We start from the raw sequence: 24,226 nt of genomic DNA, 5'->3' as shown, positions 1-24,226 counted from the left end.
CTATTTATATCTTCCAATAGTAAACCTACCAATACCTGAAAAATCATTCACGATTTCTATTGATGTAAATCTATTTTTAATAAGAAGTTGTTTTACTTTTTCACCTTGATCAAAATGATTCTCTAAAATCAACCATCCCTTGTCTTTTAAAAATAATGGTGCTTTTTCAATTATTTCCGTAATATGTTCTAAACCATCTTCACCTCCTAATAAAGCAATTTTTGGTTCGAAATTTTTTACTTCTTTGGGTAATATTTCATAAGTGTCTATAGGAATATATGGCGGGTTTGAAATAGCCAGATCTAATTTTCCTTTAAACTTTTCAAGAGGGTTCCACCAATTTCCACAATAAAATTTCAAATTTGTTTGTGTAGAAGAATTTCTATAATTTTCAGTTGCTATTTCTAAAGCATCTTCATCTATATCAGTCGCTATTCCATCCCACAATGGATAGGCTAATGCTAATGCAATACTTATAGCTCCTGATCCAGTTCCTAATTCAGCAAATAATAATTTTTGTGATTTCTTTCCAAATATCTTGCAGACAATATCAACTATCATTTCGGTCTCTGGCCTAGGGATAAGTACTTTATTTGTAACTTTTAATTTTAAGTTTCTCCAAAAAGTTATTCCACAAAGGTATTGAATGGGGGAATAATTAAATAAATGATCTTCCCAAACAGATTCTAAAAAGTCTAAAGTTTTTTTTAAATTTAAATTTCCTTCAGGATTTATGCTTAATAAATTTAGATCACTAGTCGAAATACCGCCAATACAATCAAGTAAAACATCAAATGATTGTTGATTGCCTCCTTTTAAAAGTTGTTTTTTTTTCCAAAATAAAAATTCTTTTGCAGGAATGCTAAGCATCTAAAGAAGTTTAGCGTTTTGGACCAAGTTTACCTTTACTAGAATCAGAGTAGAAGCTAGATTTTTCGCCATCTTGAGTAGAGATAAATAGACCTATGAGGAATATTGTTGGAACTCCTACAAATAAAAGACTAGCTACGAATCCAAAATTGGTTGTTTCCATTTAAGTTGACAGTTCTATTAGTTAATTAAGACTATAAACATATAACTTGAAATAAAGTGGAAAAATAAACAAATTTTATCAACTGATTAACAGTCTTAAACAATTTAGCGAGATAATTTTTTATTTTCGCTGATTTTTTTTAGTTCCTCCAAATTTGAGGGAGGGGATTGTGGTTTTGTTAAAATTACTGCAGATGATTTTATTAATGTTTGGCATGCAAGTCGCCAATTTTCTGGTCTATTTTTAAGTTTTTCTTCTTCAACGGAAGTAAGAGGGCTTAAAGAATTTTTATTTCCTCCTTCAACTGAAACAAAACAAGTACTACATTGACCTGCTCCTCCACAATTACCTAGAATACCTTTTAAACCATAAAGCTGTAAGTTCTCTTTCATTACTAATTCTCTTAAGTTTTCACCTGAATTGCATTGAACTTCTAAATCCTCTCGGATAAATCTGATAGTTGCCATTTTTTTTGTTATTTTTCTTATTTTGGCGTTTTACTTTGAGAATTGTGACCAAAATATTAACAATTTTTAGCTTGAAATTCCTTGTAAAGTCAGTTCTACAAATTGATTTGCCCAATTTTTGCAAGAAAATAAATTTATTTACAATAATCCCTTTAATACTAAAAAACCCTTACTATCGTGATGTTTAGCTGTTTATTCAGCATAGTTACTAGAAATTAACCGATGGGATTGCCTTGGTATCGAGTTCACACAGTAGTTATTAATGACCCAGGTCGACTACTTGCTGTGCATCTTATGCATACTGCATTATTAGCCGGCTGGGCCGGTTCAATGGCTCTTTATGAATTAGCCATTTTTGATCCTTCTGATGCTGTTCTCAATCCAATGTGGAGACAGGGAATGTACGTTATGCCTTTCATGGCAAGACTAGGTATCACAAGTAGTTGGAACGGATGGGATATTACGGGTGCTACAGGAGTTGATCCTGGATTTTGGAGTTTTGAAGGAGTCGCAGCTGCACACATAGTGTTTAGTGGACTATTGATGTTGGCCTCTATTTGGCACTGGACATACTGGGATTTAGATTTATGGGAAGATTCAAGAACGGGTGAGCCTGCTCTTGACTTGCCTAGAATATTCGGCATTCACCTCCTGTTAGCTGGAATCACATGTTTTGGTTTTGGAGCATTTCATTGCGCTAACGTTGGTATTTGGGTTTCTGATCCTTATGGATTATCTGGTCATGTTGAACCAGTAGCTCCTTCTTGGGGGGTAGAAGGATTTAATCCTTTTAATCCAGGAGGCATAGTTGCTAATCATATTGCAGCTGGACTTATGGGGATCATTGGAGGTATTTTTCACATTACCAATAGACCTGGAGAAAGACTTTATAGAGCATTAAAACTTGGAAGTCTTGAAGGAGTTCTAGCTAGTGCTTTAGCAGCAGTACTGTTTGTTTCTTTTGTTGTTTCCGGAACAATGTGGTACGGTTCAGCAACAACTCCGGTCGAGTTATTTGGTCCTACTAGATATCAATGGGACTCAGGCTATTTCAAAACTGAAATTAATAGAAGGGTTCAAGCTGCTATAGACAATGGTGCCACTAAAGAAGAGGCATATGCGTCGATTCCAGAGAAATTAGCATTCTACGATTATGTTGGAAATAGTCCTGCCAAAGGAGGATTGTTCAGGGTTGGAGCTCTTGTTAATGGTGATGGCTTACCAACTGGTTGGCAAGGTCACATTGCTTTTCAAGACAAAGAAGGTAACGAACTAGAAGTTAGAAGAATACCTAATTTCTTTGAAAATTTTCCTGTCATTCTTGAAGACAAAGAAGGTAATGTAAGGGCAGATATTCCATTTAGAAGAGCTGAAGCAAAGTATTCATTTGAACAAACTGGCATTACTGCAACTATCTATGGAGGAGACTTAAATGGTCAAACATTTACAGATCCTGCAGTAGTTAAAAGATTAGCCAGAAAGGCTCAACTTGGTGAAGCATTCAAGTTTGATAGAGAGACTTATAAATCTGACGGTGTATTCCGAAGTTCTCCAAGAGCGTGGTTTACATATGCGCATTTATGTTTCGGATTGCTATTCTTGTTTGGCCACTGGTGGCATGCCTCAAGAACTCTTTACAGAAATTCCTTCGCTGGTATTGACGCTGAGATTGGAGACCAAGTTGAATTTGGTTTATTCAAGAAACTTGGTGACGAAACCACAAGAAGAATCCCAGGAAGGGTTTAAACTAAACTTTATTACTTAATATTATGGAAGCTTTTGCCTACGTACTAATTTTAACTCTCGCAGTTGTAACCTTATTCTTTGCTGTCGCTTTTAGAGACCCACCTAAATTTGATAAAAAATGAACTCAGAAAAAAAACCTCTTGTTAAAGAGGTTTTTTTTTACTTTTCATAATTAAAATATTACTCTACTATTAGAGTTGAGTGCACCTTATTTCGCCACATGCAGTGTCCAACCTGTCAAAACACAGATAGCAGAGTTTTGGAATCAAGATCTGCTGATAGTGGTAAAAGCGTTCGAAGAAGAAGAGAGTGCTTAAATTGCAGCTTCAGGTTTACAACCTATGAAAGGGTTGAAACAATGCCAGTTTCAGTTGTTAAAAAAGATGGGAGCAGAGAATTATTTGATAAACAAAAATTATTTACGGGCATATCAAGAGCTTGCGAAAAAACTACCTTCACTAGTGAAGCAATTATAAACTTTGTAGATGGAATTGAATCACAAATCGTTCAAGACTCTAATAAAGATATAAAATCTTCACAAATTGGGGAATTAATACTTAAAGGTCTAAGGAAAGAAAACGAGGTTGCTTATATAAGATACGCTTCAGTTTACAGAAAATTTAATGGAGTAAAAGATTTTGTTTCTACTCTTGAGTCTCTAAAAGGAAGTTCAAAAAACCAATTAGCTTCAATTTTATAAAATTCAGCATCTTAAAGTGTAGAATACTTAACACAACTATTTTTGCTATCAGTTTGCAGGCTAGTAGCATTCCTTTCTAACTACCTTAGGTAGTCTGCGATATAACAAATGAACGAAAATTCTTCCCAAACTATTAAAGAACTTTCTGAGGATAAAAAAGTTAAAAATTCTTCTTCATTAGATAACGAATCACCATCCCTAAATGAGGAAGATTTATCATTTGAAAAGAATGATATCCCTTCAGCAGATTCTTCTTCTAGCAGAAGAAATACAGATTTTGACAACGCAGGGTTCACTCAAGAAGAATTCGCATCACTTTTGGGAAAGTATGACTATAATTTCAAGCCTGGTGATTTAGTAAAAGGTACCGTTTTCGCTTTAGAGCCCAAAGGGGCCATGATAGATATAGGCGCAAAAACAGCCGCTTTTATGCCTGTTCAAGAAGTTTCAATAAATAGAGTTGAAGGACTTAATGATGTTTTACAACCTTCTGAAAGCAGAGAATTTTTTATAATGAGTGAAGAAAATGAAGATGGCCAATTAGCCCTCTCCATTAGAAGAATTGAATATCAAAGAGCATGGGAAAGGGTTAGACAGCTTCAAAAAGAAGATGCAACTATATATTCCGAAGTTTTTGCAACAAACAGAGGAGGTGCTCTTGTGAGAGTTGAAGGCTTGAGAGGTTTTATCCCAGGCTCGCATATTAGTGCACGGAAAATCAAAGATGACTTAGAAGGTGAATATTTACCTTTAAAATTTCTTGAAGTTGATGAAGAGAGAAACAGATTAGTTCTAAGTCATAGGAGAGCCTTAGTTGAGAAAAAAATGAATAGACTTGAGGTAGGAGAAGTTGTTGTAGGTTCTGTAAAAGGTATTAAACCTTATGGAGCATTTATTGATATTGGAGGAGTTAGTGGTCTATTGCACATTTCCGAGATCAGTCATGAACATATCGAGACACCTCATAATATTTTAAATGTTAATGATCAAATGAAAGTCATGATAATTGACCTTGATTCTGAAAGAGGAAGAATTTCCTTATCTACTAAAGCACTTGAACCCGAACCAGGCGATATGCTAACTGACCCTCAAAAAGTTTTTAATAAAGCCGAAGAAATGGCTGCTAAATACAAGCAAATGTTATTTGAACAAACTGACGACATCGAAGAAAGTACCACTGCGACAGGTGAAACAATATAAATACACTTATTTACGTTAAGTAGGAATATGTAGAAACAAATGGTTTTTTATGCTTGAACAAGTATTTTTTAAATTTACAAATATTGATTAGTAACGATAGTCTAATTTAGGATGAAGATTAACTTAAAATTATGTATAAATGAGTGATTTCATCTTCACTTCTGAATCCGTTACTGAAGGCCATCCTGACAAAATATGTGATCAAATAAGCGACGCTGTTTTAGATGCCTTATTAACAGAAGATCCAGAAAGCAGAGTTGCATGCGAAACTGTTGTCAATACAGGTCTTTGTTTACTTACTGGAGAAATAACTTCTAAAGCAAAAATTGATTATATAAAACTTGTAAGGAATGTAATTAAAGAAATTGGATATGAAGGCTATAAAGCAGGTGGTTTTGATGCAAATAGTTGCTCTGTTTTAGTAGCGCTTGACGAGCAATCGCCAGATATTTCTCAAGGAGTAAACAATGCAGATGATATTAATGATGATTTGGAAGATAATACTGGAGCTGGTGACCAAGGCATAATGTTTGGTTATGCATGCGATGAAACACCTGAGTTAATGCCATTACCGATTAGCTTAGCGCATAGATTAGCCATTCAACTTGCCAAAGTAAGACACGAAGAAGTCCTCAATTATCTCCTCCCTGATGGTAAAACTCAAGTAAGTATTGATTACAAAAAAGGGGTGCCAGTTTCGATTAATACCATTTTAATTTCAACTCAACATAACCCTGAAATAGATGGGACCACTAATGAAGAAGAAATTCGTCAAAAAATCAAAGAAGATCTATGGAAGAATGTTGTAATTCCAGCTACAGAAGATTTAGAAATCAAACCAAGCATTAACGAAACAAGATTTCTGGTAAACCCAACTGGAAAATTTGTCGTAGGAGGTCCTCAAGGAGATGCAGGACTTACTGGCAGAAAAATTATTGTAGATACTTATGGTGGATATGCAAGACACGGAGGAGGGGCATTCTCAGGTAAAGATCCCACAAAAGTGGATAGATCAGCCGCTTATGCAGCACGGTATGTAGCTAAAAGTATAGTTAAGGCAAAGTTAGCAAAAAGAGCAGAAGTACAATTAAGTTATGCAATTGGAGTTGCGAAACCGATTTCAATTCTTGTTGAAACTTTTGATACTGGTATTATTTCACAAGCTAATTTGACTGAGCTTATTAAACAGTACTTTGATTTAAGACCTGCAGCAATTATAAAAGAGTTTAACTTAAGAAATCTACCAAAAAAAATGGGTGGTAAATTTTTCAGAAAGACTGCATCCTATGGACATTTTGGCAGAAGAGATCTTGAACTTCCTTGGGAAAATGTAGAAGAAAAAGCAGCCGAATTAGCGGAGGCTTCCAAGGTATTTTTATAAAATATATATTCTATGCCTGATAATTTTTATGGCGGTTTAGATTTCGGAACCAGTGGTGCAAGAATATCAATAATTAATTTTCATAAGAAATTAGTATATTCAAATTCTGCACCTTATTTATACAGCTTTAAAAATCCAAATTCTTGGATCAATTCTTGTGAAAATCTCTTAGTTAGTTTACCTATTGAGATAAAAATTAATCTTGATAAATTGGCTATCTCTGGCACCTCAGGAACTTTAATAGCATCCAACTTGCAAGGAGAGTCTATAGGGGAAGCAATACCTTATGACCAAGCATGTAATGAACATAAGATCCTTATTGAATCATTAACTTCTGGAGAAGATCATCTGCGAACTCCATACAGTAGTCTTGCTAAAGCATTGAAACTAATAGATAAATATGGGACAAATATACTTTTACGACACCAATCTGATTGGATCACCGGTTGGTTTTTAAAAGATTGGACTCTTGGAGAAGAAGGCAATAATCTAAAACTTGGTTGGGATCTAAAAAAAGAATCGTGGCCAAAAAGTTATCTCGATACTTCATGGCAAAAATGCCTACCTCATATAATAAAAAGTGGAAAAATTATTGGACAAGTAAATCTTGATTTGGCAGAGAGATTTAACTTGAACAAGAAATTACTATTAATCTCTGGCACCACTGACTCGAATGCAAGTTTAATAGCTGCTGAATTAGGTAAACAAGATGGTCTCACAGTTTTAGGAACAACAATTGTGGTAAAAAAAATTATTGATGATCCTATAAAAAAAAAGGGAATTACAATACATAGAATAAACGGTGATTGGATATGCGGAGGAGCATCAAATGCGGGATGCGGTATCTTGTCTAAATTCTTTTCTGATTTAGAAATAAAGGAACTTAGTCGACAAATTAATCCATCGAAAAACACTTCTTTGAATCTTTTACCTCTTAATAGTAAAGGAGAAAGATTTCCTGTTAACAATTCTAATTTAGAGCCTATACTTGGTCCTAGACCAGTAAGCGACTCACTTTATTTACATGCATTATTTGAAGGGCTAGCTAGGATCGAATTAAAAGGATGGGAAAAACTAAGCGAACTAACAGGTTCTCTTCCAAAAAAAATTATCACTATTGGTGGAGGTTCACAAAACCCACAATGGAGAAAAATAAGAGAAAAAATTATCAATATACCAATAGTTTCATGTAAAAAAACTTCTTCATTTGGTACTGCCTTATTAGCGGTTAATGCAAAATAATAGTTTTTTGAATATTTGATGAAGATATAAAATTTTTAATAATAGGGTTTCACAAACTACACATCGTAATTTAAAGTATATAGGTTAGAGCCGGGATAGCTCAGTTGGTAGAGCAGGCGACTGAAAATCGCCGTGTCCCCAGTTCAAATCTGGGTCCTGGCACCTTTAAAACCCTGTCTTTGGCGGGGTTTTATATTTTCTAGGCATTTAGAAACTAAATTTTTTCTTTTATTTTTTTTTCAATTCTCAATTTTCAGTTTTCAACTCTGCAAACTTGACCAATAACACCCAAAATCAGTTTATCTCCATTTGGATCTTGCCAATCAGCTAAATCATTAAAATTAGTATTTACTTCATCTATAGATACATCAACGTCTCTAAATGATTTCTCAAAACAATTTATATCCATTGTATAGAGAATATCCTTAGTAATTTCACTTTTTGTTTTGGGAATAAATTTACTCAATACTCTCACAGAACCATCCTTATTTCTTTTAATACTTTGTCTATCCCACAACTGTTCTCCATATTCACTTTTAGGGACTCCAACCCATTCATGAGGCAAAGCATTTGCTTGTTTTATTGAAATACAAATTGAAACGATCATGGAAAGGACTAAACCAATGCTATTTCTGAAAAATATTAAATTAACTTTATTTTTAGAATCAACCATGAATACTTTTGAAATACAAAAATCTATTTTAAGGAGTAAATATAAGATTAAAAATTTGTAAAAATTTTTATTGATTAGTATTTCTATTATAGATACAATCAAATATTAAATTAAGAATTTTCTCCCAATAAATCTACTAGAAAATAATGAATAAAATACAGAAGCTACTTTCAATAGTTTTCTTTGTCGCGATATTGGTTGGATTAATCTATTTAGTACAAAACTATGGCATCGAACCCTTAAGGAGCAAAGTCGAGAGTATGGGCTTTTGGGCCCCTCTAGGAATATTTATACTTAGAGGAATAAGTATAATTCTTCCTGCCCTACCAAGTTCGGCTTACTCATTACTTGCTGGATCACTATTAGGTTTTCAGAAAGGTTACATAACCATTATTTTTTCTGATATAGTTTTTTGCCAAATAGCCTTTTTCATAGCAAGGTACTTTGGCCGCAAACCTGTTCGTCGTTTAGTCGGAACAAAAGCAATGAAAAAGATTGAAAGCTTTAATCAAAATCAATTAGAGGAAAATTTCTTTCTTATGACTGGTCTTTTGATGACTGGTCTTTTTGATTTTCTAAGCTATGCAATTGGAATTGGGGGAACTAGATGGAAAATATTCACTCCAGCTTTATTAATAAGTCTCTTAATCAGCGATTCCATTCTTGTAGCTGTTGGGGCCGGAGTTAGTCAGGGAGCTGGATTATTTCTTGGAATAGCACTTTTAGGTATGTTTGCTCTTGCTACCATATCAGGCCTATCAAAAAATCCACCTCAATGGTTCATTTATTTGCTTAGCTATATCAACGAATATTTATCTCGGTTTTTATACTCTTTAACTAAAGGCAGATCCCCTATATGGTTCATTTATTTGCTTAGCTATATCAACGAATATATATCTCGGTTTTTATACTCTTTAACCAAAGGCAAATCCCAAAATTATTAGAAATAAGCATTTACCAATCATAAAGACAAGATATAACATTTTTGCAAACATTAACTATATAAATAAGAATTCATGCAAGAATGTAAAACGACTGATTTTTAAAGTTATTAGATGACTCCATTTAGACCAACTTCATATGATCGCCCTGGAGAACAAATATCAACCACTCCTTCTGGATTAAAAGTAACTTCTGCGAAGAGATTAATGGTGGATTCAATGGTAAGAATGATTCAAAAAGCAGAAAATCATTCAGCAGAAGATAAACTTGACGAAGAATCTAACAACAATTAATCAATTTATCGATAAAAGTTTAGGAGAGTGGAAATCGATAAGAAGCTCTCATACTTTAGCTTTTCAGGAATTTGAAAACTCAACAAGTAAAATATATATAAAACATATCAACTCTAAAAATAAAAAAGTTATTGAAATTTTTAAAAATTACCAATATAGTACAAAATTAGAAAGCATAGCCATTTCTATAAAATGGCAAGCTATTAGTGATTGGGATGATGATGATTTGAGTGAGGGAGATGAAACAGTTTTGATATTTTTACCCAAGGATGAAAATTCAGGAATTGTTTTACGAAATAAAGGTTATACGGAATCTTTTATTTCATCATCGAATTATTTCGTTGACGAACAGAATAATTTACATATTAAAACTTTTTACAAGTCAACAGTTTCTGAAGAAAAAATTTCCTTTTTATCCGCTCACGTAAGATCCAGATTTTCTACTATAAGAAATCTTGGGAATAACTCAGTAATACAGACTTCCCATACTTCTGAAATAAGAAATTTAGCTAGTTTAAAAGATTAATTATTCTTTCAAATTGAAGCTCTGTATCAGAAATTAAATCAGGAAGGAAGCCTGTGTTTCCCTTCATATTATTAACTGTAGAATTTAAATCAGAGATTGTTGAATCTCGCATTAATTCAATAACCCTTCTTGCATTTCTTAAAGGTACCCCAAGAGCAAAATAAGTATTTTTAAGATCCCTCAAACAACTTTTTTCTAAAACTGATTCGTCATTAGAAATTAAAAGATAAGCAACAATCCTGAGGATTATTTCTCCATCTCTTAAACAAACGGACATCTTGTTAGTTGTATTTAAAGATATTTTTGAATTAACTGAATCTTGATTTTCGCAAATCATTGCTGTTACAGCGTCTGCTGCAATTGCATGTGAATTATTGGTAATTGAGCATATTGCATCTAATCTTGAGTTTGCACTATTAATGAAATCTTTTATATTGCTTAATTCATTTAATTTCTTATCAGTGGAAAATAGTGGATTATTCTTTAAAACTGACATTATTAAATTAAAAAAATTAAAGATTGAATCTCAGAATAGTACAAAGCAAGTAAAAAAAATAAAATTTTAAAATTAACGCAACGCTTCTTAATTAATAACTTCATTCCAAAGTGATAGTTGAAATAATTCAAATAAAAATTTTTTTTCCGCTAATATGAAACTACTTTTAACTAAAGTTTTGGATCAACAGGATTTAAAATTATCAAAGAAACTTATCTCCTCATATAAAAAGAGATTGGAAAAAGAAATTCTTAACCGAAGTATGAAATTAAGGATGCCTCAAAATAAATTTGAAGAAATAATTGATAATAACAATGAACTCATAAATTTAAAAAAAGCGTTAGAAGACCTTGAAACCGAATCTGAACCTCATAGCAAAGTCTGATTTTTGAAAACCCATCCAAAAGTGCCTCAAACCAACAATTTTCTTTTTCAATCTTTAAATAATGAGCAACTTCAAGCAGTAAGACATGTTTATGGGCCACTATTAGTTGTAGCAGGTGCTGGTAGCGGAAAAACTAAGGCTCTTACGCACAGAATTGCAAATCTTATTGAAAATAATTCTATAGATCCCTATAACATCCTCGCAGTCACTTTTACTAACAAAGCTGCTAAAGAAATGAAAGCAAGATTAGAGGTTCTTCTAGCCCAAGAATTAGCTTTTAATCAATTTGGTCAGCCTTGGACAACTCTCAAAGAAATTGATCAAAATCAATTAAGAACAAACGTTCACCAAGAGAGGCTTCAGAACCTTTGGATAGGTACTTTCCATTCTTTATTTTCAAGACTTCTGAGATACGATATTGAAAAATATACTGATCCAGAAGGCTTAACCTGGACAAAGCAATTTTCAATTTACGATGAAACAGATTCGCAAACATTAGTAAAAGAAATTATCAGTCAAGATATGAATCTTGACCCGAAAAGATATGATCCCAAAAAGATTAAAAGATTAATAAGTAATGCTAAAAATCAATGTTTAACTTCTAATGATCTTTTAGAAAAAGCAGATAATAATTTTGATAAAACAGTTGCAGAAGCCTACAAGAGATATAGAATTTCACTCTCAAAAAATAATTCTTTAGACTTTGATGATCTTCTACTTTTACCTGTTTTCTTATTGAGGCAAAATGATATAGTCAGAGATTACTGGCACAAAAGATTTAAACATATTTTAGTTGACGAATATCAAGATACAAATAGAACACAATATGAACTTATAAAATTAATTACGGCCGGAAATACTGAACCAAAAAAATTCTTTGATTGGGAAGATCGCTCAATTTTTGTAGTTGGGGATGCTGATCAAAGTATTTATAGTTTCAGAGCAGCTGATTTCAGAATTCTAATTGGTTTTCAAGAAGATTTTAAAACTTCTTTCAACGACGATAAAAAATCATCTTTAATTAAATTAGAAGAAAATTATAGGTCATCTTCTAATATCCTTGATGCTGCAAACTCACTAATTGAAAACAACTCTGAAAGAATTGACAAAGTTTTAAAGGCTACTAAAGAAAAAGGGGAACTTTTAACATTACTAAGCTGTGATGATGAAATTTCCGAGGCAGAAGCAATTACAAATAAAATTAAATCACTAAACAATAAAAATCAGAAACCAATATGGAAAAATTTTGCAATATTATATCGAACCAGAGCTCAGTCAAGAGTATTAGAAGAATCTCTTGTGAGGTGGCGCATTCCTTATACAATTTTCGGAGGATTGCGTTTTTATGATAGAAGAGAAATTAAAGATGCAATAGCATATTTGAAAGTTCTGGTTAATTCTTCAGATAACGTTAGTCTTTTACGAATCATAAATGTTCCTAGAAGAGGGATTGGTAAGACTACTATTCAAAAACTTAATGAACTATCTAATAGGTTAAATATCCCATTATGGGAGGTTCTTAATGATAAGCAAAGTCTTGAAGAAACAATAGGCCGATCATCAAAAGGAATTAATAAATTTACCGAAGTTATGAATGATCTACTGTGTTACTTAGAAAATTCAGGTCCTGCTCAACTACTTCAACTTATATTAGAAAAAAGTGGTTATTTGAGTGACTTACTCTCTAGCGGGACTGAAGAATCTGAAGATAGAAGAAATAACTTACAAGAACTAATTAATGCAGCTACTCAATATGAAGAAGAAACAGAAAGTGGAGATGTAGAGGGATTTCTTTCTACAGCAGCCTTAACAACTGATAATGATACGAAGAAAAATAATCCCAACTCTGTAACTCTCATGACTCTGCACAATAGTAAAGGTTTAGAATTTCAAAATGTTTTTATCACTGGGCTAGAACAAGGTCTCTTCCCAAGCCATAGATCAATTGATACTCCCTCACTTCTTGAAGAGGAAAGAAGATTATGCTATGTAGGTATTACTAGAGCTAAAGAAAGAGTTTTCTTAAGTCATGCCAGGGAAAGAAGATTATGGGGTGGAATGCGTGAAGCAACAATTCCTTCAATATTTCTTTCAGAAATACCTGAAGATTTAATGGATGGCGAATTACCACAAACTGGTGGTGCTTCAATTAGAAGAGATTGGCATCTTGATCGTTTAACTAGAGTGGATCGAAACAATCCAAATGAATTTGTTAACCAACCAATAAATGGAGTGAGGAAATTATATTCAGGGCCCAGTAAAGGAAAAAGCTGGATAGTTGGAGATAAGCTAATTCACTCAAAATTTGGGAAAGGTGAAATCATACATATTTTTGGGAGTGGGGAAAAAATATCTTTAGCAGTAAAATTTGGTGATAAAGGAAGTAAAATTCTAGATCCCAGATTAGCTCCAATTCGTTATGTAAGTTAAAACTCATGAACGATATCTCTGATTACATTCAAGGGGAATTAATTAAAACTCCTTTTAATCTATATAACCTAATTGCTAAATACATAGAATCTAATAACAAAACTAAAGTTGCTTTTGTTGGCGGTTATTTAAGAGATTTATTAATTAGTAAATTCCATAAAAAATCTTTTTCTAAACCTGTAGATATTGATCTTGTTATTGAAGGCTCCTCTATTTCTCTGGCAAAATTTATAAAAAAAAATATTGTAAATGTAGATTTATGTTTAATCAAGGAATTTAATTTATACAACACTGTAGAAATAAATATTAATGACTATAAAATTGATATTGCTTCTGCAAGAAAAGAAATTTATCCTTCCCCAGGCTTAAATCCCACAGTAAATAAAAGTACTATTGAGGAGGATCTTAAGAGGAGAGATTTCACTATAAATTCTATAGCCTTCGAGGTCTCGACAAGGAAAATCTATGATCTTTATGGAGGAATATCTGATATAAAAAGTAAAAGATTGAACTTACTTCACAGCAATAGTATTTCAGATGATCCAAGTAGATTAATTAGATGTGCAAAATATGCTTCAAGGTTAGGTTTCAATATTTCAAATAATTCTCTCAAACAATCTCAAAAAACAGTTAGACAATGGCCATGGAAAAGTTCAGAGACTAATCAGACAATGATTTACCCTCCTGCACTAGGCATACGGATAAGGATGGAACTAGCTGAAATATGCAAACACGATAATTTGACTAATGTAATTTCGATAATTCATAAATGGGAAGTTATCTCAATCTTAAATGAAAATATTAAAGTCGATAAAAGGTTTTTAAGAGGACTAAATTGGATTAAGAAGTTAAAGGGAAATCATATGCTTTACTTATTAAAAGATTCAGAAGATTTAGAAACAGCATGTCAAAGATTTTTAGTAAATAAAAGTGAGATAAAAATATTAGAAGATTATTTAAATATCAAAAAGATATTAAAAACAAACCAAAAAAATTTCAATAACTTTTCTCCTTCAAGTTGGGCAGAATTTATTGAGAATAGAAACCTTAATGATGAGACAGTCAAATTATTAATTTGTGATGGAGGACCTTACTGGCGTAAATTGTTTAAGTGGTTATTTATTTACAAATTCATAAAATCAAAAAAAGATGGAGAAACATTAAAAAAAGAAGGATGGGATCAAGGGAAGGAGATGGGAAAAGAAATCAAAAGATTAAGATATTTGGAAATTGACAAATTAAATAGAACTTAATTACATTTTTACAACTTCTCCAACCTTGTACCATTTATCCTTTAGAACATTTTCATATTTACTATTGCAACTAATCAACAAGGGGCCACATGTTTGAGGATCTAATAGTAATGATATTTTATCGTTAAAAGTCTCTTGATCTAATGAATTTTCGTTTAAAAAATTAATTATTCTTTTTTTCTTATTTACTTTATAAATTTTGTCAAAAATTTCTTTATTAGATTCAAAGAAAGTACTCTTAACATCTTTTCTTATTAAATCAAATACTCCAGGATAAGCTTTAAATGCAAATAAATCCAATATAACTTTTATTGGCTCAAGATTATTTCTTTGCCTATATAAATTAGATGATTCAACCATCTCTTTAAGATGTCCAATAAATCCATATCCAGTAATATCAGTCGCAGCATTGACTAATGATTCTTTAAATTGATTTTGAAAAAGATAAATTTCATCAATCAAATATTGCTGACTCTTTAGTAAATTATTAATTATTTCAGAAGAACTACCTAGCATATTAATATTTTGCATTTGACTGGCAAAGTAAATCCCAACGCCTAGAGGTCTAGACATCATGAGAATATCTCCATTATTCATTCCAGATTTAAGCCATGGTTTTACTCCATTTTTTAAAATACCTTGAACTGTTAAAGAAATATCTATTCCTAATGCATAAGGTTTATTTACTAAACTTCTTGCCTCGAAAGTATGGCCTCCAAGTAATTCACCTCCATGATCCTCAACTGTTGATTTAATACCTTGAAGGGATTGAGAAAAAAGGTAAATCTGATATTCCCTTTCAACTTTTGGTAATGAAATTAAAGCCTGAGCGGATGAAAGTTTTGCTCCGCATGCCCACAAATCTGAGAAAGCATGCAAAGTAGTAATTTTTGAATTAAGCCAAGGATCACTTACCAAAGCAGGAAATCCATCTACACTTTGCAAGATGATATCTTGACCATTTTGATATATCTCAACTGAATCTTCAGGTGATGAAGCAAAAGAATTTAAATTAGATTTTATTAATGATTTATTCAAAACAAACTGAGGAATTTTAGCTGCACATCCTCTGCAGTCATTCAATGAAATATTTTTTTCACTACTTTTCATAATTAGCCTTTTTGATCTGAACTTTTTAATAAAGTTGAGATCAATCTTATATTTTAAAATCCAAAAAAGAAAAGAAGGGCCGAAAGCAAAATTGCGATAAATAGCAAAAGCCTTTGGATGATGGCTTGGAAATATATTTACTATTTGCAATCCGATCTTTTGAGGAAACCACTTTTTTAATGATCTCCCTTCTATATCTTTTTTTAGATTTTGGACTAATGTATTTACAACTTTTACTGCAAAAACTCCTGATGCTGGTCTTTTTGCTGAACCTACAACTGCGCAATCACCGACAGCAAAGATTCCCGAGAAACTTTTTATCTGCAAATTCTGATTTGTGATTATTCTGCCATGAGAATCCGAATCTAATAATTTTTTTTGTGCCCATAACGGAGATGTATTTCCAGTACATAAAAGAATCTTGCCATGATCAAAATTAAGTTTTTCAACTAAATCAATATTGGAATTCCGTAAACTTTTTAGAATTGTATTATTAATTTTTCTTGAATCACATAATAGTTTTAAATGTCTATCTCTCCATCTTTTTCTCAAAGCATATGATACTTCAATTGCAGCAAGGCCACTCCCAACAATTACAAATGGAAGTTCATTAACTGAATCAAAAATATCCTCTTTTAGTATTGAGTCATAAGCCCTTAAAAAAGGTTTAATTGAAAAAGCATCTCGATTTTTAACTAGTAATTCAAATTCTTTTGGAATTATTGTTTGACTACCATAATTAAGCACCAACTTCGAATAATTAATTGAAGGTCTATTACTTAAAACAATTTTCTTTAAATTGAAATCAATATCCTTTACTTCTTCTTCTATAAAAGATACTTTTGCATTTTTTGCTAAAGATTTTATATCAATTAAACTCTCTTCTAAAGCGATTGATTTTGAAATCACCGATGGGAATAGCGCCGAATAAACCAAATGAGAATCCCTAGATATAATTGAAACAGGAATTTCTGGCATTAATTTCGGAAACATTAACCATTTCTTCAATAAAAGAACATTTGTGTGTCCTCCTCCAATTAGTACTAGATGATTAAAAGTCATTTACATCATCATGAATAAAGAACATTTATTACCAATTGAAAAATCAAGATTAGGAATAATTGGTGGGAGTGGATTTTATTCAATGGATCAGATGGAATACTTAAGAGAAATTGAAATCAATACTCCCTATGGTAAACCTTCTGATTCAATAAGAGTATATAATCTTGGAAATCTAGAGATAGCATTCATTCCTAGACATGGCAGAACACATAGACTAAATCCTACTGAAATCCCCTACAAAGCTAATATTTGGGCTCTAAGGTCAATAGGAGTAAGATGGATTATTGCTCCATCAGCAGTTGGTTCATTACAAGAACAAATAAGGCCACTTGATATAGTGGTGCCAGATCAATTTATAGACCGGACAAAAAATAGACCAGCAACATTCTTTAACGAGGGGGCTGTAGCACACGTAACGATGGGAGATCCCTTCTGCACAAATTTATCTCGTATATTAAGTGAAATCGGAGAAAAAAATATTCCTGGTGGTAGACAATTACATAGAGGGGGTACCTATCTAGCAATGGAAGGACCCGCTTTCTCAACTAGAGCAGAATCTAATTTATATAGAAGTTGGGGATGTTCAATAATAGGAATGACGAACCATACAGAAGCAAGATTAGCTAAAGAGGCTGAGATAGCTTACTCCTCATTGTCTATGGTTACTGATTATGATTGCTGGCATCAAACGCATCAAGAAGTTTCTGTAGAGATGGTTTTAGATAATCTTAGATCGAATACTGAAGTAGCTAATAAAATAATCTTCGAAGTAGCTAAATTAATTGAAAAAGAAAGGCCAAAAAGTAAATCTCATTTTTCATTAAAAGATGGATTGATAACCCAAAAAGAAAATATCCCCAGTTTCACAAAAGAGAAACTAAAGATATTTACTGATTCTTATTAGACTTGTTAGATTTAAGTGATTATGAGGCCAAGGTAATGATTTTGTTAGCCTCCAGCTCCAACTCCTTGGTACGAGCCATAGAAGAAGATTCCTAAAACGAAGATAACTGCAATTCCACCTGCTGTAGCAACAAGCCATAGAGGAAGAGTTCCTTCAGTCCATCTTCTTTCCCATGCAACTGCTGGTCTACCGTCGGGAAGTCTATCTGGAATTCTTCCATCAGGTCCTTTTAATTTACTCATAGTTTTAATTTAATTGAAAAAGTAACTGGAAAATAAAATTCCCAATACAAAAACTGATAATAAGCCTAAATAAAGGCTTGTACGATTAAGTTCAACTGGAACTTTGTTAGGATTTTCGTTTACTTGCATGATTGTTAAATTTATCGGGCTACGAATTGCATTGCAGCAATAGAACCCAAAAAGAATACTGATGGGATAGCTAAAGCGTGAACTGCTAGCCAACGAACAGTAAATATAGGATAAACGCGGACTTCCGCAGCCTGCATTGGAGCTTGAGAATTAGACATAGTTATTTTGTTCTTAAATCAAGTTGAGACTTAGCATCAAATCTTTGTGTTACAACAGGAGCTTTTGCTTCAGATGCCTGAAAATAACTATCCGGACGAGGAGTACCGAAAGCGTCGTAAGCCAGACCTGTGTATACGAATAAGAAGCCTGCTATAAAAATAGCTGGTAATGTTACTGCATGAATAATCCAGTACCTAATACTGGTGATTATTTCAAAGAATGGGCGTTCACCCGTTGAACCTGCGGCCATAATCACAAATGTTTACCATATGATCTTACAGTGTAAAATCATAAGTTCGTGAAGAAATTAACAGCTTGGTTACAGACAGTTGTTAAATTCATCCAAAATTAAGATTTTTTTTATTATTTACTAAAGTTATTACAGATTTAGCCATTCCATTTAAGAATGTAACCACGCTCACCAAGTATGAATCCTTTCTGATTATCTAAAGATTCCTTATCAAGAAAAATTATTTTTATATAGTTAGTGGGCAATGCAGAAGCAAGAGGATCTGAATTCCAAGTTTCACCTTGATCTTTACTTACTATTAAGGTGCCATTACCACCGCCTGCCCATATGTCACCATTTGGATCCCAGCCCATATCTAAATAATTGTAACCATTAAGAATAGGTATTATGGGCTTTGTCCAACTTTCTAGATTATCAGAATCTTCATTAAATCTAATTTCCGCACCTCTTGAAAGCATCCATAAACTTCCTTCTGGATTGAAACCAATGCTTTGCACTCTCTTACTACTTGCTCTTTGGTGAGCAATCCAAGTATTGCTATCTCCATCAAGAGTAGAGAAGAAATTTCCAAGACTGCTTACGCTCACATAATCGCCGCTAGATGTTCTTCTTAAATCTCTTATACCTCCCTGTTCCGAAGGGTCTGATACTTTTGCCTCCCATGTTTCACCACTATTGGAAGTTTCATAAATAGCTGCAGAGGTTGTCGCCAATTGAGCAACTCCTTCATCAATAGTAGTAACTAAAAAAGGCTGGCCTGGTAACTTCCCAAGTGAAAGCCTAGTCCAATTTTTACCTTCATCAACAGTATGCATAACTAAAGAGGGTTGTCCTATTAACCAACCTTCAGAACCCTTGAAGTCAATATCAAGAAGGCGAAAGTTCTCTTCAGCAGAAATATCTAATGATCTTTTTTCCCATGTTTCACCACCATCAGTTGATTCCATAATCAATCTGTTTGAGCCTACTAAAAACCCATGATTATCATCTATGAAATCAACATCTAAAGCATTAGCCTGATCTTCAAACTGAATTGTTTTCCAAGGGCTGCTTTCATTCATCTTGACACCTGTGGATGAACAACTGCTTAAAACAAAACAGAGAACTACAGATAAAAGAAGATTAGGAATACTGGTAAAAAATTTTTTCATTTAATTATATTAATGCAAAGAGTACAAAGAAAGGAACATAGCAGCAGCAAACGCCAACCCTCCAAAAATCAATATATTTTTTTGTCCAGGAGGTAAACTATTAAATCCAAATCCATAAACTAAATTCTCTTCAAATCCACTAGGTTTTGCTCTGGGTCCAATATCCTTATAAAAGTTTTTACCGGCTCTACAAACAGGGCAAGCAAAAGTATTGCCATCCAACTCTGAAAAAGGTGTATTTTTAGGTATATTTAATTTTTTATTTCCTTCGGACGGATCATAAATGTATCCACAACTTCTACATTCAAATCTATTTTGTTCTAAATTAATAGAGGATTTCTCAACATTTACTGCTGAGGAGTTTTCAGAAAGATTTTCTTTCTCAAGTTTTTCAACTATTTTGTTTTCCTCAGAGGCTGGTTGAATGTTTTCACTCACGGTTTATTATTGTTCTTTAAGAACTTTAAAAGATTTTGCTTAATTAAGCGAATTTTATCCAAAATTAATTTTTTAAGATGTTTGTTTTAACTGGCTATGAATATTTCTTAGGTTTTCTTTTAATAGCTGCTGCTGTTCCAATATTAGCTTTAGTTACTAATCTAATAGTTGCCCCTAAAGGCAGAACTGGAGAAAGGAAATTAACTTACGAATCAGGCATGGAACCAATTGGAGGTGCTTGGATTCAATTTAATATTCGTTATTACATGTTCGCGTTAGTTTTCGTTATATTTGATGTTGAGACAGTATTCTTATATCCTTGGGCTGTCGCATTCAATAGGTTAGGCTTACTTGCATTTATAGAAGCTTTAATATTTATAGCAATACTAGTTATTGCTTTGGCCTATGCTTGGAGAAAAGGAGCTTTAGAATGGAGTTAAAAAATTGAACCAACCATTATCCCCCAAAGCAGTTAGAGAGATTAGAGAAGGCACCTGTAACCCTCTTGGAGCTCCTCAAGTGACTACTGATCTCAGTGAAAACATAATATTGACTAGTTTGGATGATCTTCATAACTGGGCAAGATTAAGCAGTCTATGGCCACTTCTTTACGGAACAGCTTGCTGTTTTATTGAGTTTGCAGCATTAATCGGTTCAAGATTTGATTTTGACAGATTTGGCTTAGTTCCAAGAAGTTCCCCTAGACAAGCAGATTTGTTAATTGTAGCTGGCACAGTGACTATGAAGATGGCTCCTGCCCTAGTAAGGCTTTATGAACAAATGCCTGAACCAAAATATGTTATTGCCATGGGTGCTTGCACAATCACAGGAGGAATGTTTAGCGCAGATTCTACAACTGCTGTAAGAGGCGTTGACAAATTAATACCAGTTGATTTGTACCTTCCAGGATGCCCACCAAGACCAGAAGCAATTTTTGATGCTGTAATTAAATTAAGAAAAAAAGTTGGTAATGAATCAATTTTAGAGCGCACAAAAACAGAACAAACTCACAGATACATAACATCTGATCACGAAATGAATCTTGTTTTCTCAGAAAATACAGGTGAATATCTAAACAAAACTTCAGCTAACGTCATTCCCTCCTCAAAAAAAGAGAAAATAACTGAATTACCTGAAAATAACGAAAAAACTGAAATTATTAATACTGAAGAAGTTTAATGGAAAAAGACGGTTTAGCTAAATCCTCAGATACTTCAATAGAAAAAGAAGGGTTCATAAGCCAATCTTTGTCTAAAGATGGAATTCCAAATCAATCTTTATCTGATGACCATATAGGAATTGAAAACATCTCTGTGGAACCTAATAAATTGTATGAAGCAGTATCGGCTTTGAGAAATTACGGTTTCAACTATCTTCAATGTCAAGGTGGCTATGATGAGGGGCCAGGCAAAAACCTTGTTAGTTTTTATCATTTTATAACTGTTGATGACTTACAAAAACTCAAAAAGATTAAAGAAGTAAGATTAAAAGTCTTCTTAAAAAGAGATTCTGATTTATCAATCCCTAGTTTGTATAAAATTTTTAAAGGAAGTGATTGGCAAGAAAGAGAAACATATGACATGTATGGAATCAATTTTATTGATCATCCAAATCCCAAAAGACTTTTAATGCCTGAAGATTGGAGAGGATGGCCATTACGAAAAGACTATATTCAGCCAGATTTTTATGAACTTCAAGATGCATATTAATTTAATTTCTTTAATTTACGGTACATAAACATAACTGCTCTTGCGAGCCTTCTAGGATCATGCCTCAAGGTTGGAGTAATTCTTTTTGAATATAATGGTGCCTGCAACACATAATAACCCTCAGATAATAATTTTTCTTTATGACATTGGACAGGTTCTGCTCCTCTACTTTTGTAATAGTCTAATAATGGAGACTTTTCAAAATGAATCTGTGATAAGACGGCGTTAAAAATTCTAGTGTTAACCCCAAAATTTGATAATTGTTTTTCAATTGATTTGATATGCTGAAATACATCAAGTCCATCAGTTTCTCCAGGTTGAGTCATTAAATTACTTATATATATTTTGGGAGCATTACTCTGCAATAAAGCATCTACTATTTCTGGCACTAATAAGTTTGGCAATAAAGAAGTGTATAAACTGCCTGGACCAAGAACAATTAAGTCAGCTTCTTTTATAGATTCGAGAGCACTTGGAAGAGCAGAAGGGTTTTCTGGCAGGTAACCGATCCTTGAAATTGATTTTTGAGATTTGCTGATATTACTTTCTCCGAAAATTTTCTCACCATTCTCTAATTCGGCCCATAACATAACATCAATATTTGTTGCAGGCAAAACTTGACCTTGAACTGCTAAAACCTTACTAGAGGCTTGAACTGCTTTTTCTAAACTCCCTGTAATGGTAGTTAAAGCTGACAAAAATAGATTTCCAAAACTATGGCCCTCTAGACCACTTCCTCCTGAAAATCTATATTGAAATAATCTTGTTAATATTGGCTCCTCATTAGATAAAGCAGCTAAACAATTTCTAATATCTCCAGGAGGTTGCACACCTAATTGTTTTCGAAGAATTCCACTACTTCCTCCATCATCAGAAACAGTAACTATTGCTGTAATATTGCTACTGTAATTTTTTAAACCTTTTAATAAAGTAGATAGTCCTGTACCTCCACCAATTGCAACAATATTAGGGCCTCTGTTTAATTTACTCTTAACTCTCAATGCATCAACTAAAAATGTATTTTTTTCAGGAACAAGTGCTTTTTGTATAGAGTTAATGCTTCTATTTTGTCCAATCCCGATTAATAAAAGTCCAATTACAAAAATTAATGGGCCCAATAATGAAACGGGCAAGATACTAGTTAAACCAGTTATTACAGAAAAGAATACTTCAATAAGCCAATAAAGTGGCCTTAAATTTGTCCATATCGCAAGGCCTAATAATGTGGTCAAAAATCCTATTGCAGATGTCATCATCCATCTTTTTATTACCAGTCCTGGTAAAAGCCAACTCAAAATTCTTAAAATTTTATTTATAAGTTCAAAATTAGACTTTTTAAAATATTTAAAATATCTCCTTACTCTTTTTTTACGCTTATTCATTAAAAACCTCTTTAATTATTTTTCACAAATAAAAAACTTAATAAATTTATTATAAATCAAATTCATACATCCTTTTTTTATTTTAATTAATAGGCAAAATGTAATAGAAAGGGAATTTTTTCGTTATATAAATTTTGAAAAAATCAAAGCACGCAGTTGAAACAAAAAACCTCTCAATAAGCTGGGGTGAAGTTAATGTACTGAATCAACTTAACTTTAAACTTAATGATGGAGAAAAATTAGCAATTGTTGGCCCGTCAGGTTCTGGTAAATCAACTATCCTAAAAATATTGGCGGGTCTAATTTTACCTACCAAAGGAGAATTAAGAATTTTTGGTGAGAAGCAATCTTATTTAAGATTAGATCAAAATAATCCTCCTGATGTAAGACTAGTTTTTCAGAACCCAGCATTATTAGGATCTTTAACTATTGAAGAAAATGTAGGTTTTCTTCTTAGGAGGAATAAAAACCTAAATAAAAAATTAATTCATGAAATAGTATGTGAATGTTTAGCAGAGGTGGGATTATTCAATATTGAGAACAAACTTCCAAATGAATTAAGCGGAGGAATGCAAAAAAGAGTGAGTTTTGCTAGAGCTTTAATAACGGATCAAACTCTTAATGCAAATACTAAGCCTTTATTACTTTTTGATGAACCAACTGCAGGTCTTGATCCAATAGCTTCATCAAGAATTGAAGATTTAATTAATAAAACAAATAATAAAGCCAACGGATCATCTATTGTTGTTAGCCATGTTCTTAGTACTATAGAAAGGACTTCAGATAAAGTTTTAATGCTTTACGGGGGCAAATTTAGATGGGCAGGTTCTATTGATGAATTTAAAGAGAGCAATGATCCCTTCGTATTTCAATTTAGGCATGGGAAACTTGATGGCCCAATGCAACCCAAAGACATTTAAAAA

29 protein-coding genes, 1 tRNA gene and 1 pseudogene are annotated in these 24,226 nt (G+C 32.8%); 18 read left to right on the top strand and 13 right to left on the bottom strand.

The features are described from left to right. The 3 genes from prmC to HA144_RS01650 all read right to left on the bottom strand — a co-directional run bounded on the left by prmC (position 1) and on the right by HA144_RS01650 (position 1,500). On the bottom strand, positions 1-870 hold the full coding sequence (gene prmC / locus HA144_RS01660; protein WP_209041866.1) for a peptide chain release factor N(5)-glutamine methyltransferase: 870 nt from the start codon (positions 868-870) through the stop codon (positions 1-3). 10 nt (positions 871-880) lie between these two features. Continuing rightward, a complete protein-coding gene (psbM, locus tag HA144_RS01655; protein WP_025893997.1) occupies positions 881-1,033 on the bottom strand; it encodes a photosystem II reaction center protein PsbM in 153 nt (50 codons plus the stop codon). 104 nt (positions 1,034-1,137) lie between these two features. Next, complete coding sequence (locus tag HA144_RS01650) at positions 1,138-1,500, bottom strand: 2Fe-2S iron-sulfur cluster-binding protein (protein WP_209041864.1); 363 nt, start codon at positions 1,498-1,500, stop codon at positions 1,138-1,140. Positions 1,501-1,722: 222 nt separating this feature from the next. Here HA144_RS01650 and psbB point away from each other — a divergent pair, with 222 nt between their 5' ends. The 7 genes from psbB to HA144_RS01615 all read left to right on the top strand — a co-directional run bounded on the left by psbB (position 1,723) and on the right by HA144_RS01615 (position 7,931). After that, complete coding sequence (gene psbB / locus HA144_RS01645; RefSeq protein ID WP_209041862.1) at positions 1,723-3,246, top strand: photosystem II chlorophyll-binding protein CP47; 1,524 nt, start codon at positions 1,723-1,725, stop codon at positions 3,244-3,246. Between the two features lie 23 nt (positions 3,247-3,269). After that, positions 3,270-3,368 carry a photosystem II reaction center protein T gene (locus tag HA144_RS01640; RefSeq protein WP_032527597.1) on the top strand — a complete coding sequence of 33 codons (99 nt, stop codon included), beginning with the start codon at positions 3,270-3,272 and terminating at the stop codon, positions 3,366-3,368. 98 nt (positions 3,369-3,466) lie between these two features. Next, a complete protein-coding gene (gene nrdR, locus HA144_RS01635; protein WP_209041860.1) occupies positions 3,467-3,946 on the top strand; it encodes a transcriptional regulator NrdR in 480 nt (159 codons plus the stop codon). A gap of 108 nt (positions 3,947-4,054) precedes the next feature. After that, entirely contained in the window at positions 4,055-5,146 is a 1,092-nt protein-coding gene (locus tag HA144_RS01630; protein WP_209041858.1) for a 30S ribosomal protein S1, read from the top strand. A gap of 139 nt (positions 5,147-5,285) precedes the next feature. After that, positions 5,286-6,527 (top strand): methionine adenosyltransferase, encoded by a 1,242-nt coding sequence (gene metK, locus HA144_RS01625; protein ID WP_209041856.1) that lies wholly within the window; start codon positions 5,286-5,288, stop codon positions 6,525-6,527. Between the two features lie 12 nt (positions 6,528-6,539). After that, the gene (locus tag HA144_RS01620) at positions 6,540-7,769 is read left to right on the top strand and encodes an FGGY-family carbohydrate kinase (protein WP_209041854.1); all 1,230 of its coding nucleotides are present in this window, start codon (positions 6,540-6,542) and stop codon (positions 7,767-7,769) included. A gap of 89 nt (positions 7,770-7,858) precedes the next feature. Continuing rightward, positions 7,859-7,931: transfer RNA gene (locus tag HA144_RS01615), tRNA-Phe, on the top strand. Between the two features lie 91 nt (positions 7,932-8,022). Here HA144_RS01615 and HA144_RS01610 read toward each other — a convergent pair. Next, the gene (locus HA144_RS01610; RefSeq protein ID WP_209041852.1) at positions 8,023-8,442 is read right to left on the bottom strand and encodes a hypothetical protein; all 420 of its coding nucleotides are present in this window, start codon (positions 8,440-8,442) and stop codon (positions 8,023-8,025) included. 146 nt (positions 8,443-8,588) lie between these two features. On the opposite strand from HA144_RS01610, the pseudogene HA144_RS01605 reads away from it, so the two are divergent. From HA144_RS01605 to HA144_RS01595, 3 genes and pseudogenes are all read left to right on the top strand, one after another. Then, positions 8,589-9,209 (top strand): annotated as a pseudogene (locus tag HA144_RS01605) (TVP38/TMEM64 family protein); the annotation flags it as partial. Positions 9,210-9,497: 288 nt separating this feature from the next. Beyond that, the gene (locus HA144_RS01600) at positions 9,498-9,677 is read left to right on the top strand and encodes a hypothetical protein (RefSeq protein WP_209041848.1); all 180 of its coding nucleotides are present in this window, start codon (positions 9,498-9,500) and stop codon (positions 9,675-9,677) included. Next, positions 9,652-10,203, top strand: coding sequence for a phycobiliprotein lyase (locus HA144_RS01595; protein WP_209041846.1), 552 nt, complete (start codon positions 9,652-9,654; stop codon positions 10,201-10,203). The genes HA144_RS01600 and HA144_RS01595 overlap by 26 nt, the downstream gene beginning before the upstream one ends. On the opposite strand, the gene HA144_RS01590 is transcribed toward HA144_RS01595, so the two are convergent. Next, a complete protein-coding gene (locus tag HA144_RS01590; protein ID WP_209041844.1) occupies positions 10,187-10,699 on the bottom strand; it encodes an R-phycoerythrin subunit beta in 513 nt (170 codons plus the stop codon). The two genes, HA144_RS01595 and HA144_RS01590, sit on opposite strands and share 17 nt — an antisense overlap. 154 nt (positions 10,700-10,853) lie before the next feature. Here HA144_RS01590 and HA144_RS01585 point away from each other — a divergent pair, with 154 nt between their 5' ends. The 3 genes from HA144_RS01585 to HA144_RS01575 are packed head-to-tail and all read left to right on the top strand — an operon-like array spanning position 10,854 to position 14,767. Then, on the top strand, positions 10,854-11,084 hold the full coding sequence (locus HA144_RS01585) for a hypothetical protein (protein WP_245152792.1): 231 nt from the start codon (positions 10,854-10,856) through the stop codon (positions 11,082-11,084). Between the two features lie 21 nt (positions 11,085-11,105). Continuing rightward, positions 11,106-13,514, top strand: a complete 2,409-nt coding sequence (locus HA144_RS01580) for a UvrD-helicase domain-containing protein (protein WP_209042532.1) — start codon at positions 11,106-11,108, stop codon at positions 13,512-13,514. A 5-nt stretch (positions 13,515-13,519) separates the two neighbouring features. Then, a complete protein-coding gene (locus HA144_RS01575; RefSeq protein WP_209041842.1) occupies positions 13,520-14,767 on the top strand; it encodes a CCA tRNA nucleotidyltransferase in 1,248 nt (415 codons plus the stop codon). Here the strand turns inward: HA144_RS01575 and selD are convergent, their stop codons facing one another. Then, positions 14,768-16,939 carry a selenide, water dikinase SelD gene (selD, locus tag HA144_RS01570; protein ID WP_209041841.1) on the bottom strand — a complete coding sequence of 724 codons (2,172 nt, stop codon included), beginning with the start codon at positions 16,937-16,939 and terminating at the stop codon, positions 14,768-14,770. 10 nt (positions 16,940-16,949) lie between these two features. On the opposite strand from selD, the gene mtnP reads away from it, so the two are divergent. Continuing rightward, positions 16,950-17,843: an S-methyl-5'-thioadenosine phosphorylase gene (gene mtnP / locus HA144_RS01565; protein WP_209041839.1), complete on the top strand. Its 894-nt coding sequence runs from the start codon at positions 16,950-16,952 to the stop codon at positions 17,841-17,843. 44 nt (positions 17,844-17,887) lie between these two features. On the opposite strand, the gene HA144_RS01560 is transcribed toward mtnP, so the two are convergent. The 6 genes from HA144_RS01560 to HA144_RS01535 all read right to left on the bottom strand — a co-directional run bounded on the left by HA144_RS01560 (position 17,888) and on the right by HA144_RS01535 (position 20,212). Next, positions 17,888-18,085 (bottom strand): photosystem II reaction center protein J, encoded by a 198-nt coding sequence (locus HA144_RS01560; protein WP_011375864.1) that lies wholly within the window; start codon positions 18,083-18,085, stop codon positions 17,888-17,890. A 9-nt stretch (positions 18,086-18,094) separates the two neighbouring features. Then, positions 18,095-18,214 (bottom strand): photosystem II reaction center protein L, encoded by a 120-nt coding sequence (locus tag HA144_RS01555; RefSeq protein ID WP_002806119.1) that lies wholly within the window; start codon positions 18,212-18,214, stop codon positions 18,095-18,097. An 11-nt stretch (positions 18,215-18,225) separates the two neighbouring features. Then, positions 18,226-18,372, bottom strand: coding sequence for a cytochrome b559 subunit beta (psbF, locus tag HA144_RS01550; RefSeq protein WP_025880394.1), 147 nt, complete (start codon positions 18,370-18,372; stop codon positions 18,226-18,228). A gap of 2 nt (positions 18,373-18,374) precedes the next feature. Then, positions 18,375-18,623 carry a cytochrome b559 subunit alpha gene (gene psbE, locus HA144_RS01545; protein WP_025880392.1) on the bottom strand — a complete coding sequence of 83 codons (249 nt, stop codon included), beginning with the start codon at positions 18,621-18,623 and terminating at the stop codon, positions 18,375-18,377. Between the two features lie 137 nt (positions 18,624-18,760). Further along, on the bottom strand, positions 18,761-19,774 hold the full coding sequence (locus HA144_RS01540) for a photosynthesis system II assembly factor Ycf48 (protein ID WP_209041837.1): 1,014 nt from the start codon (positions 19,772-19,774) through the stop codon (positions 18,761-18,763). 9 nt (positions 19,775-19,783) lie between these two features. Then, positions 19,784-20,212: a rubredoxin gene (locus HA144_RS01535; protein ID WP_209041835.1), complete on the bottom strand. Its 429-nt coding sequence runs from the start codon at positions 20,210-20,212 to the stop codon at positions 19,784-19,786. A 77-nt stretch (positions 20,213-20,289) separates the two neighbouring features. Between HA144_RS01535 and HA144_RS01530 the strand changes: the two genes are divergently transcribed. Genes HA144_RS01530 through HA144_RS01520 form a run of 3 tightly spaced genes read left to right on the top strand, consistent with a single transcriptional unit; the run spans position 20,290 to position 21,921 of the window. After that, the gene (locus tag HA144_RS01530; protein WP_032514519.1) at positions 20,290-20,652 is read left to right on the top strand and encodes an NAD(P)H-quinone oxidoreductase subunit 3; all 363 of its coding nucleotides are present in this window, start codon (positions 20,290-20,292) and stop codon (positions 20,650-20,652) included. 4 nt (positions 20,653-20,656) lie between these two features. Then, a complete protein-coding gene (locus tag HA144_RS01525; protein ID WP_209041832.1) occupies positions 20,657-21,391 on the top strand; it encodes an NADH dehydrogenase subunit K in 735 nt (244 codons plus the stop codon). Then, on the top strand, positions 21,391-21,921 hold the full coding sequence (locus tag HA144_RS01520) for an NAD(P)H-quinone oxidoreductase subunit J (RefSeq protein WP_209041830.1): 531 nt from the start codon (positions 21,391-21,393) through the stop codon (positions 21,919-21,921). Before HA144_RS01525 ends, HA144_RS01520 begins: the two co-directional genes overlap by 1 nt. Here HA144_RS01520 and HA144_RS01515 read toward each other — a convergent pair. Further along, complete coding sequence (locus HA144_RS01515) at positions 21,918-23,303, bottom strand: gluconeogenesis factor YvcK family protein (RefSeq protein ID WP_209041828.1); 1,386 nt, start codon at positions 23,301-23,303, stop codon at positions 21,918-21,920. The two genes, HA144_RS01520 and HA144_RS01515, sit on opposite strands and share 4 nt — an antisense overlap. A 134-nt stretch (positions 23,304-23,437) precedes the next feature. Between HA144_RS01515 and HA144_RS01510 the strand changes: the two genes are divergently transcribed. Then, a complete protein-coding gene (locus tag HA144_RS01510; RefSeq protein ID WP_209041826.1) occupies positions 23,438-24,223 on the top strand; it encodes an ABC transporter ATP-binding protein in 786 nt (261 codons plus the stop codon). The last annotated feature ends 3 nt before the right edge of the window (positions 24,224-24,226 follow it).

It is taken from the genome of Prochlorococcus marinus XMU1404 (assembly GCF_017696175.1).
Classification (GTDB): domain Bacteria; phylum Cyanobacteriota; class Cyanobacteriia; order PCC-6307; family Cyanobiaceae; genus Prochlorococcus_A; species Prochlorococcus_A marinus_X.
This window is presented reverse-complemented; position numbering and strand designations above follow the sequence as displayed.